Annotated in this window: 12 protein-coding genes and 2 pseudogenes; 11 read left to right on the top strand and 3 right to left on the bottom strand. The window is 44.2% G+C overall.

Annotated features, from left to right (window positions below):
- The 9 genes and pseudogenes from A3761_RS00020 to A3761_RS00060 form a co-directional block, all read left to right on the top strand.
- Positions 1-465 (top strand): annotated as a pseudogene (locus A3761_RS00020) (signal recognition particle-docking protein FtsY); the annotation flags it as partial.
- Between the two features lie 47 nt (positions 466-512).
- Positions 513-1,196 (top strand): cell division ATP-binding protein FtsE, encoded by a 684-nt coding sequence (ftsE, locus tag A3761_RS00025; RefSeq protein WP_068506585.1) that lies wholly within the window; start codon positions 513-515, stop codon positions 1,194-1,196.
- On the top strand, positions 1,196-2,164 hold the full coding sequence (ftsX, locus tag A3761_RS00030) for a permease-like cell division protein FtsX (RefSeq protein ID WP_068506583.1): 969 nt from the start codon (positions 1,196-1,198) through the stop codon (positions 2,162-2,164). Before ftsE ends, ftsX begins: the two co-directional genes overlap by 1 nt.
- Positions 2,165-2,392: 228 nt before the next feature.
- A complete protein-coding gene (rpoH, locus tag A3761_RS00035; protein WP_068506581.1) occupies positions 2,393-3,247 on the top strand; it encodes an RNA polymerase sigma factor RpoH in 855 nt (284 codons plus the stop codon).
- A gap of 58 nt (positions 3,248-3,305) precedes the next feature.
- Complete coding sequence (locus A3761_RS00040; protein ID WP_068506579.1) at positions 3,306-4,187, top strand: NAD(P)-dependent oxidoreductase; 882 nt, start codon at positions 3,306-3,308, stop codon at positions 4,185-4,187.
- A gap of 33 nt (positions 4,188-4,220) precedes the next feature.
- The gene (gene hyi / locus A3761_RS00045) at positions 4,221-5,003 is read left to right on the top strand and encodes a hydroxypyruvate isomerase (RefSeq protein WP_068506576.1); all 783 of its coding nucleotides are present in this window, start codon (positions 4,221-4,223) and stop codon (positions 5,001-5,003) included.
- A gap of 105 nt (positions 5,004-5,108) precedes the next feature.
- Complete coding sequence (djlA, locus tag A3761_RS00050) at positions 5,109-5,921, top strand: co-chaperone DjlA (protein ID WP_068554994.1); 813 nt, start codon at positions 5,109-5,111, stop codon at positions 5,919-5,921.
- 1 nt (position 5,922) lies between these two features.
- Positions 5,923-6,606, top strand: coding sequence for a response regulator transcription factor (locus A3761_RS00055; protein ID WP_068506571.1), 684 nt, complete (start codon positions 5,923-5,925; stop codon positions 6,604-6,606).
- Positions 6,593-8,005: a HAMP domain-containing sensor histidine kinase gene (locus A3761_RS00060; RefSeq protein ID WP_068506566.1), complete on the top strand. Its 1,413-nt coding sequence runs from the start codon at positions 6,593-6,595 to the stop codon at positions 8,003-8,005. Before A3761_RS00055 ends, A3761_RS00060 begins: the two co-directional genes overlap by 14 nt.
- Here the strand turns inward: A3761_RS00060 and A3761_RS00065 are convergent.
- Entirely contained in the window at positions 8,002-8,307 is a 306-nt protein-coding gene (locus tag A3761_RS00065) for a hypothetical protein (RefSeq protein ID WP_068506565.1), read from the bottom strand. The two genes, A3761_RS00060 and A3761_RS00065, sit on opposite strands and share 4 nt — an antisense overlap.
- A 146-nt stretch (positions 8,308-8,453) precedes the next feature.
- Here A3761_RS00065 and greB point away from each other — a divergent pair, with 146 nt between their 5' ends.
- Together greB and A3761_RS00075 are read left to right on the top strand one after the other, a co-directional pair.
- Entirely contained in the window at positions 8,454-8,963 is a 510-nt protein-coding gene (gene greB, locus A3761_RS00070) for a transcription elongation factor GreB (protein ID WP_068506562.1), read from the top strand.
- Between the two features lie 57 nt (positions 8,964-9,020).
- Positions 9,021-9,461 (top strand): hypothetical protein, encoded by a 441-nt coding sequence (locus A3761_RS00075; RefSeq protein WP_068506560.1) that lies wholly within the window; start codon positions 9,021-9,023, stop codon positions 9,459-9,461.
- Between the two features lie 146 nt (positions 9,462-9,607).
- Here A3761_RS00075 and glmS read toward each other — a convergent pair whose 3' ends face one another.
- Together glmS and glmU are read right to left on the bottom strand one after the other, a co-directional pair.
- Positions 9,608-11,440, bottom strand: a complete 1,833-nt coding sequence (glmS, locus tag A3761_RS00080) for a glutamine--fructose-6-phosphate transaminase (isomerizing) (protein WP_068553200.1) — start codon at positions 11,438-11,440, stop codon at positions 9,608-9,610.
- Positions 11,441-11,499: 59 nt separating this feature from the next.
- Positions 11,500-11,643: pseudogene (gene glmU, locus A3761_RS28275) on the bottom strand (bifunctional UDP-N-acetylglucosamine diphosphorylase/glucosamine-1-phosphate N-acetyltransferase GlmU); the annotation flags it as partial.

Consider the following 11,643-nt stretch of genomic DNA (forward strand, 5'->3'; position numbering starts at 1 on the left):
GGTGAGCGCAACAATGTGCCTGTTGTTGCCCAACACACCGGCGCCGACAGTGCATCAGTCATATTCGATGCAGTTGAATCGGCTAAGTCTAAAGGGGTTGATATTCTAATCGCCGATACCGCTGGCCGCCTTCAAAACAAAGACAACCTAATGAGCGAGCTTGAAAAAGTTGTCCGAGTTATGCAGAAAGTTGACGATACCGCCCCCCACGAAGTGATGTTGGTTCTCGATGCCGGTACAGGCCAAAACGCACTTAGCCAAGCCCAAGTATTCCAACAAGCAGTTGGTGTAAGTGGTATCAGCTTAACCAAGCTGGACGGTACGGCAAAAGGCGGGATCATTTTCGCTATCGCTAAACAGTTAGGTCTACCGATTCGCTTTATTGGTGTTGGTGAGCAAATAGATGATTTACGCCCCTTTGAGGCGGATGAGTTTGTTGCTGCTTTATTCGACGAACAAGCATAAATCTCTGTCGATAAGATCTCAGCTCAAGTCAATAGGCCTACTAAATAATGATACATTTTGAGAATGTCACCAAGCGTTATAGCGACGGCCATGAAGCACTTAATGACGTAAGCTTTTCAATGGCGCGTGGTGAAATGGCCTTTTTAACAGGCCATTCCGGCGCAGGTAAAAGTACACTGCTTAAGCTGATTATGTTGATGGAAAGAGCCAGTGAAGGAAAGGTCACTGTGGGTGAGCAAGACCTTATGCGCATCCCAAAGCGGCAAATTCCTTATTACCGGCGTCATGTCGGCGTTGTTTTTCAAAATCATCGCTTGTTATTTGATCGCAGTGTTTACGACAACGTTGCGCTTCCCTTAGAAATTTCGGGAATGAACCCGCGCGATATCGGGCGTCGAGTACGTGCCGCATTAGATAAAGTCGGTTTGCTTTCAAAAGAGAAAATGACACCCATTCAGCTCTCAGGCGGTGAACAACAGCGTATCGGTATTGCCAGAGCCGTTGTCAATAAACCTCCCGTTTTGTTAGCCGATGAACCAACCGGAAACCTCGACCCCGAGCTTTCAGCCGAAATCATGAACTTGTTTAGCGAGTTCAATCAAGTCGGCGTCACGGTACTGATAGCGAGCCACGACTTGGCATTGATTCATCATATGCACTATCGCGTAATCTCGCTTCAGCAAGGAAGTCTGATCGACTCACGTTCTCAATTTGCTGGAGCAGATGACTAATGGCTGAGCTACCCAAATCTTCAGGCGCTCGACCGGCTCCTCCGCCAAGTGCTGCAAACCACTATATAGAACACCATAAAAAGGTGGCTAAGGCGACTCTGCTGTCATTGCTAAAAACACCCATTGCCAGTCTCTTTACCTGTGCAGTGCTCGGCATAGCTCTGGTTCTGCCAGCTTTGTTGACTAGCCTTTTAAGCAATATTGAATCACTAGGTGAAGATTGGGATGGCAGCGCACAAATAACGCTCCTACTTAAAAAGGGCGTGCCGCTTATTGATGGACAAAGGCTTGCTGACGATATTGCAAAAAGAAAGAGTATCACCAGCAGCCAGTTTATCGATAACGATAGCGCGCTGAGCAATTTTAAAGAACGCTTCGAGTTTGCCGATGCAATCGACTACTTAGACAGCAACCCCTTGCCGCATGTCATTATTGTTCGCCCATCAGATGCTCTAAATACGATTGAGCATATTGAGCAGCTCAAAGATGCTCTAATTACTCTTCCTGAAATCGAAAGTGCGATACTCGATGTGGTTTGGGTAAAGCGGCTTCAGTCGATCATTAATATGCTTCAGCAAGCAGTAAGCGTTATCGGAATAATGCTCGCACTGGTTGTTATTCTGGTGCTAGGGAATACCATTCGCCTAGCAATCGAGAACAAAAAAGAAGAAATTATTGTAATTAAACTCGTTGGCGGAACAGATGGTTTCGTTCGTAGGCCCTTTCTATATATGGGTGTATTATTTGGTTTTGGCGCCAGTCTAGTTGCCTGGATACTGCTTATTATCATTACCGCTATTCTTAATGGCCCGGTTGAGGCATTGGCCAGCTCATATCAAAGCACTTTTAGTTTGTCATCACTGAGTTTTGAATCTACACTATTGTTATTCTTAATAGGGACAGGGCTGGGCTGGTTTAGCTCTTGGCTTGCAGTACGCAAACATTTGGATGATATTGAACCAAGTTAATCAAGTAGAAATCCTATATTGCTGAGTCTTAAGTTTTATTAATCTTGTCTCTGCAACAGTAATTTTCAAAGTAGTACTCTTTTTTCTCCCTTTAGAATACTTTATGATTGCTTAATATATGTACAATTTTTCTGTATGGAACTTTTTCTTTGTTCTGCTGTCTAAATTTGAGCAGAGCAAAATATTGAACACTAAAATTCTTACGGAATAAATGTTGGAGGTTTTATTATGGGTACAAGCTTACAGCCCGTAGATATGCTTACCCCGGGCGCAAACCTGGAGTCATACATTCAGGCCGTGAATGGTATCCCTATTCTGAGCGTTGAAGAAGAACGCAAGCTTGCTGATCGTTTACATGATGAACACGATCTTGAAGCTGCACGCCATATGGTTATGTCTCATCTTCGCTTTGTTATTCATATTGCTAAAAGCTATGCCGGCTACGGTTTGGCTCAGGCAGACCTTATTCAGGAAGGTAACGTAGGCTTGATGAAAGCTGTTAAGCGTTTTAACCCTGAGTATGGCGTTCGCCTGGTTTCTTTTGCTGTACATTGGATCAAGGCAGAAATTCACGAGTTCATTCTACGAAACTGGCGCATCGTTAAAATTGCGACGACTAAAGCTCAGCGTAAAATGTTCTTCAATTTGCGCAGCAACAAAAAACGTTTAGCTTGGTTCACTCATAAAGAAGTTCAGGACGTAGCTGAGAACCTCGGTGTAGAACCAAAAGTCGTACGAGAAATGGAAGGTCGCTTAAGTGCTCACGATGCATCTTTCGACATGGGCGCCGATGATGACGAAGATAGCGCATATCAGGCTCCCGCTAATTTCATTGAAGATCATAGCCATAACCCGGCTCGTCGACTGGAAAAGCTGGACAGCACTGAATACGCAAATTCCCGTTTACACGAAGCCTTAAAAACTCTGGATGAACGCAGTTTCGATATTCTATCCAAGCGCTGGTTGACCGAAGATAAAAAGACTTTGCATGAACTCGCTGATGAGTACGGCGTTTCTGCAGAACGTATTCGACAACTAGAAAAAAATGCAATGAAGAAGGTTAAAGCCCTAATCGAAGATTAAGGTTTGGCTCGATATATAAACCGCCTACTTGGGCGGTTTTTTCGTTTTAGGAGAAAAGATGAAGATCGCATTTCTTGGGATCGGCCTGATGGGCTACCCAATGACACAAAAGTTACTGGATGCCGGTTTCGAATTATTGCTATGGAATAGAACTGCCGAGAAGATGGCAGATTTCGCCGATAAAGCCGAACTTTGTGCAAGCGCCGCCGAGGCGATTAGCCAAGCAGAAATTATTATCAGCATGTTGGAAAATGGCGATATTGTCGATCAGGTTATCTATCAGTCACAAGCTTATCAAAGCGCGAAGCCGAATAGCTTATTTATCGACATGAGCTCAATTCCGCCTTCTACCGCTCGCAAGCACGCCCAGTTAGCAAAGCAGCATCAGTGTCACTATCTGGATGCGCCAGTTTCCGGCGGTACAGCAGGTGCTCAGGCGGCCACCTTATCTGTTATGGCGGGTGGTGATAAGCAGCAATTCGAACGAGCACAAGAGCTCTTCCAGGCATTTGGGAAGTCTACTTACATTGGTGATACCGGAAGTGGCCAGCTATGCAAACTGGCCAATCAAGCGATTGTCGGCATCACAATTGGCGCCGTATCAGAAGCACTGTTATTAGCCTCCGAAGGTGGTGCGGACCCTGAAGCCGTACGAGAAGCCCTAAGTGGAGGCTTTGCTGCCAGCCGTATTCTCGAATTACATGGACAAAGAATGCTAGAGCGAAACTTTGAGCCAGGCGCGACCTCTCGTGTCCAGCTTAAAGACCTGAAAACTATACTTGATGAAGCGCGAAACGAAGGTCTGACACTGCCCCTATCTCAGCGTACTTATGAGTCTTATCTATCTCTGGTTGCTAATGGCAATGAAAATGTCGACCATAGCGGCCTACTGCTTGAGCTAGAACATATGAACCAGACTCAACTGAAATCTACTAGTTAAGTGTTTTAGCAAACTCATCGCAAGGATATAAGCATGCCCAAGTTCGCCGCCAATCTCACTATGCTATTTACCGAACTTCCTTTTATGAGTCGCTTTGAGGCTGCCTCAAAAGCCGGTTTTAAGTACGTTGAGTACTTATTTCCCTATCAATGGCCCGCTAAAGAACTTGCCGAGGCACTCGATGCTAATGGGCTAGAACAAGTGCTATTCAATCTCCCGCCTGGTAATTGGGATGCAGGAGAGAGAGGTATCGCCGGCTTACCCGGACGTGAGGATGAATTCAAACAAGGGCTCGAAACAGCGCTGGAATATGCGCAAACACTTGGGGTTAAGCAGATTAATTGCTTATCAGGTTTAAAACAGCCTGACTGTAGTGACGAGCAACACTGGCAAAAACTTGTTGCTAACGTCAAATATGCTGCCCAAGCGCTTGCCAGAAAAAATATAACACTGATGGTTGAAGCAATTAACAGTAAAGTTGATATGCCTGGGTTCATAATTGATACATTAGACAAAGCTCTGCAGCTACTCGAGGACGTCAATGAAGAAAATGTAAAGATCCAGTTTGATATCTATCATATGCAAATCATGCATGGCGATATTATCCGTAAGATAGGATCTGCCCAAGCCCAGATCGGCCATATCCAGTTTGCCGATAACCCCGGCCGACACGAGCCAGGTACCGGCGAGCTTAACTTCTCGCAGATCTTCAAAGCACTTGATAGGCTTAATTACTCAGGCTATATCAGCGCCGAATATATACCATCATCTACCACTGACGCCTCACTCTCATGGCTTTCCCAAAGCAATAAGTAAGCGGGTTACGAACATTTAACTGGTTATATAAATCCACTAAGTTTATATATTTATATTCACTGCAAAAGGCAGATAGCGCTTTAACGCAAGGTATAGATTTAGACAATGAACTGGTGGGGAAAATTAATCGGTGGAGCCTTGGGCTTCGCATTTGGCGGTGGCCCCTTAGGCGCTTTGTTAGGCGCGGCTATTGGTCATAGCTTCGATAAAGGTATGGCCAATATCGAAAACTTTTCTGGTGGCAATCAGGAAGAAATACAAGCGGCTTTTTTTGCTGCCACATTTTCGATAATGGGGCGTTTGGCAAAATCAGACGGCCATGTATCTCAAGTCGAAATTCAAGTTGCTCAAGACACCATGAGCAAGATGCAGTTGACGGACGAGCAACGTAAAGCAGCAATCAATTTATTCAATCAAGGCAAGCAAGAAGATTTTGATTATATCGCTGCCATGGATGACTTAAAGAGAGTCTGCGGCCGTCGTACCAATCTCCTTAGAATGTTTATGGAGATACAGCTAACCACCGCGCTTGCCGACGGAGAATTACACCCAAATGAACACCAGCTGCTTCTTGAAGTAGCCGAACACCTTGGTTTCCAGAAACGAAATTTTGAACAACTACTGGCAATGATGACAGCTCAGCACCGGTTTACCGGCTTTGAGCACGATACGTCAGGCCATGTTAGCGAAGAACAAATGATCAGTGCTGCCTATGAAACTCTAGGCGTACAGAGCAATTGCAGTGATGCTGAACTAAAGAAAGCCTATCGTAGACTGATTAGTCAACATCACCCGGATAAACTTGTTTCGAAAGGCTTGCCAGAAGAAATGATGAAAATAGCCACCGAAAAAACTCGGGAAATAAAAGACGCTTATGAGCGAATTAAGAAATTCAGAGCCCAAGCAAGCAGAGGTTAAGATGCGCGTACTCGTAATTGAAGATGATAAAGATGTAGCGGCTTATTTAGTCAATGGCCTCAAGGAAAACGATAACGTTGTAGATCATTCTGCCGACGGTAAAGAAGGTTTATTAATGGCAGCCAGTGAAAGCTATGATGTTATGATTATCGACCGCATGTTGCCTGGAATGGATGGTCTATCCATTATTAAAACGATCCGCGCAACCGGTAACCAAACACCTGTACTGATCCTTAGTGCACTAGGCGACGTAGATGATCGTGTTGAAGGTTTACGCGGTGGTGGTGACGATTATCTGACCAAGCCTTTCTCCTACACTGAGTTACTTGCTCGCCTGGAAGTATTAGTCAGACGCGGGGCAACCAGTGGCTCCGAGAAAGTGACTCACCTGCAAGTTGCCGACCTTGAAATGGATTTGCTAGCCCGCTCTGTCAAACGCGGTAGCGAAAAGATCGACCTCCAACCTCGCGAATTTCGCTTGCTAGAGTACCTGATGAAACATGCAGGCCAAGTGGTGACTCGTACTATGCTATTGGAGCAGGTTTGGGATTATCATTTTGATCCACAAACCAATGTGATCGACGTCCATATCAGCCGCTTACGATCAAAGATCGATAAGGACTTCCCGAAACAACTACTACAAACAGTTCGAGGCGCGGGATACATTCTTAGTGAAGATTCTTAGTCTTCTTCGGACCTCTACCTTTCAATTGGCGATCATGTACATGGTACTGTTCGCCACATCTGTCTTTATCCTGATGGGTTTTATTTATTGGGCTACTGCCGGCTACATGTCGAGCCAAACCGACGAAACTATTGAGGCTGAAATTATAGGCCTTGCTGAGCAATACCAAAGGCAAGGGCTCAACGGTTTAATCAGCGTTATCCGGGAGCGTGTCGCGCGAGACCCAAATGGCAAGGCTATTTACTTATTTACCGCCAGAGACTTTATTAAGCTCGCCGGTAATATAAGTAAGTGGCCTGAAGATGGAGAAGTACAGGAGGGCTGGCTAAACTTCACCCTTGGCGAGAATCTAGGGTGGCCAGGTGAAGAATCCCGGCCTGCTCGTGCCCGTGTATTCATCGTGCCTGGTGGACTAAGGCTGCTTGTTGGCCGCGATGTAAATGAATTTATGGCCGTTAAGCAACTCGTCGAACGTGCGATAAACTTTGGCATGGGAATTACCTTCGCTCTGGCGATGCTTGGCGGCATTATGATGAGCCGTAGTACAGCAAAAAGGGTTGAGCTAATTAACCAAACCAGCCAGCGGATTATGCAAGGGAATCTTTCTATTCGTATCCCGGACCGTGGCACCAATGACGATTTTGACCAACTCGCACGTAATCTAAATGAAATGCTCGACCGAATCGTTCAATTAATGGAAGGCATTCGTCATATTTCAGACAATATTGCTCACGACCTGCGAACCCCTCTGACTCGTCTAAGAAACCAGTTAGAAAATACACTGATCAGTGTAGAGCGCGACCAAGACAGACAACAGGTCGCCAATGCAGTCGCGGAAGCTGACCAACTACTCGCTACCTTCAATGCCCTATTACGTATTGCTCGCCTTGAGGTGGGTAGTAAGTCTTCAAATTTCCAACCTTTCAATCTAAGTGAACTGGTACAAGATGCTGCCGAGCTATATGAAGCACTTGCCGAAGATAAGAACCAGAAACTTGCGATTTCGATAGAAGAAAACGTTAACCTGAACGGTGATCGAGACCTTCTGTTTCAGACCTTGTGTAACCTGATCGATAACGCAATAAAATACACGCCGGAGAGTGGCTGTATAGATGTATCACTCCACAGCACTCAGAAAGATATATATCTATCAGTTGCTGACTCAGGAATTGGAATTCCAGAAGAGGAAAGGGAGAAAGTATTCCAACGCTTTTATCGCGTTGCCAAGAGCAGGTCTTTGCCAGGTAATGGTTTAGGTTTAAGCCTGGTACTCGCTGTGATGGATATCCACCACAGTAAAGTTATCTTAAATGATAATGACCCAGGCCTAAAAGTGGAGCTGGTTTTCCCACGAAGTACTAAGCTTCTATCAGGCAGTAAAGATAAAGAACTTAATTAGAACTGCGCTCTAACACGATCAATCGTATATTTAGCCGGAAATACAGCCAGGTTCTTAGCACTAATAAAAAGCTTCTCAGTGTTATCTACAATGCTTTCAACTTTTGCTTTGCTAACATCTACTTTTGCGTTAAGGCTATCCATTTCACCTTCCAAACGCTTTTGTCCAAACATCAAAAAAGCAATCAAATTATGACGGTTAATCTGGTTTTCAACACCCATAGCATCTAGGTTATAACCTAATGCATCAATTTGTGATAAAGCACTTTCAGCAAGTTCATTCAATTTTTTCTGTGCTTTCATTGTCTTCTCCAATATGCTTTTATTAAATATACCTTCTGAAAAGCAGGACCTTACTACACCTACTCTTCTAGTTCTTGGCGCTAAGGGTACTTAGATAGTTTAGGTACTTCAACCTAGTTTTATACGACAAAAGATGTGAATACTAAATGGGACGTTACAGACCACCGCAAAAGCCTGGATCAAAATACATTACACCTGAAGGCGAAAAGAAGCTAAAGGATGAGCTAAATTATTTATGGAAAACAAAGCGTCCTCAAGTCACCCAAGCAGTTTCTGAAGCTGCTGCACAAGGTGACCGTTCTGAAAATGCCGAGTATATTTATGGAAAAAAGCAGCTTAGGGAAATAGATAGTCGTGTTCGCTTCCTTAGAAAGCGCCTTGATGACATGGTAGTGGTTGACCGTAAGCCTGACGATTTAACAAGGGTATTTTTCGGTGCCTGGGTCACCCTCGAAAATGACGAAGGAGAAGAGTCTCGTTTTCGCTTAGTCGGCCCAGATGAATTTGACCTTTCAATTGGTTATTTGAGCATCGACTCACCACTGGGGCGCTTGTTACTTAAAAAGCAAATAGATGACGAAGTTGAACTCAATACACCTGATGGCGTGGTCAGCTATGTAGTCGTCAATATCGATTACCTTGATAATGATCACTAGTACCTAGACAGCTTTTGTAAAAACGATAATATATCTGCTTAGATCAAGGAGAGAGCCATGCCTAAAAAATATTTTCATTTTATGCTTTTATGTTTCCTTATACCTTCAATCAGCCTCTCTGAATCACCAGATGAGGATTGGGATGAAGACGAGGATCTTGAATACTTTTTCTCAACCAGGCAAAAATCAACGCTTGAGGATTTTCCACTTCAAGAAATTGGTGGTGAAGAGCTCTCTAATGCTGCGATTGCCGGCGCACTAAAAGCCGATACCTCAAGCGGTCAAAATGCTAAACCTATTTACCTTCAAGAAAAAGAAGACAGTGATAAACAGAAGGCTGGTGATGCACTTAAGGAAGATGAATTGCTTAAAGCAGGTGAAGACTTGCAACTAAATCAGTTTCAAATACCCACAGCTGAATTTCAGCAGCCTATTTATTCCCAGCCTACTGGGCGTACCTATTCCGCGCATAGTACAAACACGATTTCCCGTCCTTAGGCTAATCGAAGATTAAATTTCTAATGAGAATTAGAAATATGGAAAGATCGCGCGTTTATTTCATTCAAAAGGAAAGTTGTTAACAACTTTATTCCATCGTTAACTACTTTTCCCTATGAATAGCGGCTGTAAATACGGCTAGCTCATCACTCAACTGTTACTGATTTTGCTAAATTACGTGGCTGATCCACATCGGTACCTTTAATCAACGCAACATGATAACTAAGCAACTGCAAAGGCACAGTATATAAAATCGGCGCGACGATCTTTTCACAATGTGGTACGTCTAGTACTTTCATGGTGTCATCACTTTTGAAGTGTGCGTTTCGATCAGCAAAAACATACATCAAACCACCTCTTGCACGTACTTCTTCAACGTTAGAATGCAGTTTTTCTAGAAGCTCATTGTTCGGTGCAACAACAATGACTGGCATGTCTGCATCGATAAGAGCCAATGGGCCATGCTTTAATTCGCCTGCGGCATAAGCTTCAGCGTGAATATACGAAATCTCTTTAAGCTTCAGTGCACCTTCCATCGCAACCGGGTATTGATCACCACGACCCAGGAATAAACTGTGGTGCTTGTCAGCAAAGTCTTCCGCCAATTCGGCTATTTGCTTATCCATATCCAAGCTTTGTTCGATGATTGAAGGAAGTGCCTGTAAGGCCTCAACGATCGAAGCTTCCGTTTCGGCTGGCATATTTTTGTTCTTTCCAATAGCGACGACAAGCTGCAGTAAGCCAACTAATTGAACGGTAAATGCCTTGGTGGATGCTACGCCGATCTCAGCGCCCGCATTCATCATATAGTTTAAGTCTGACTCACGAACTAGTGAAGAACCAGGCACGTTACAAATGGTCAAACTAGCTTTATATCCGATTTCTTTGGCCAGTCTTAGTGCTGCCAGAGTATCGGCTGTTTCACCTGACTGCGAGATTGTAACCAATAGTGCATTAGCCGGAACAACCGACTTTCTATATCTAAATTCAGATGCAATTTCGATATTACACGACACACCAGCAATTTCTTCAAACCAATAACGTGCGACCATGCCGGCGTGGTAGCTCGTACCACAGGCAATAATTTGAACGTGATCAATGCCTTTTAGAATCTCTGCTGTATTTTCACCAAAGGCCGTGTCAAGAACCTGGCCGTTTGCAATTCTACCCTCTAAGGTGTTCTTAATAGCAATCGGCTGTTCATAGATTTCTTTTAGCATGTAGTGCTTATATGGCCCTTTGTCGCCAGCATCATGCGAGACATCAGACTCATTGATATCTCTTGATACTTCACTACCTACAGCATCATAGATGGTCACGTCTTGGCGTGTCAGTACGGCGATATCGCCTTCTTCTAGGAAGGAGAAACGGTTCGTTACTGGTAATAATGCTAATTGATCTGATGCCAGGAAGTTTTCTCCTATGCCATATCCTATCACTAATGGGCTACCAGAACGCGCTGCAATTAGCTGGTCTGGATCACTGGTATCCATAACAACCGTTCCGTAAGCACCTTCTAATTTCTTCACAGTTGATCTGAATGCTGATAATAGTGAGTCATGTGTTTTTAGTTCATGATGAACTAGATGAGCAATCACCTCGGTATCTGTATCCGAAGCAAATTCATAACCCACGGCACTTAGCTTCTCACGCAGAGTATGATGGTTTTCAATGATCCCGTTGTGAACAACTACAATTTCGGAACCTGATACATGAGGGTGGGCATTACGTTCGCTAGGTTCACCATGAGTTGCCCAACGTGTGTGTGCAATACCGGTTCCACCTTTGCAAGGGTTTGCCTTTAGTGCGTCTGCCAATTCTTGAACTTTGCCTATACGTCTCAAGCGATTAAATTCGCCTGCTTCAGACAATAAAGCCAACCCTGCTGAATCATATCCTCTATATTCTAAACGCTTCAAACCTTCGAGAAGAATTTCAGCTACATCCCTTTGAGCCACAGCTCCAACTATTCCGCACATACCTTTTGTTCCTGTTTTCCAAATCTTATTCGATTACTTTACTAGTCGAAATCTTTAACTTACTTTTTGCTGGGTCTGTCCCAACCATCGATATTTCTTTGCTTTGACCTGGCTACAGCTAGTTGTTCTTCTTCTATATCTTTATTGACAGTAGACCCCGCGCCAATAGTCGCACGCTTACCAACTTTCACCGGCGCAACTAA

The organism is Oleiphilus sp. HI0123, assembly GCF_001635315.1.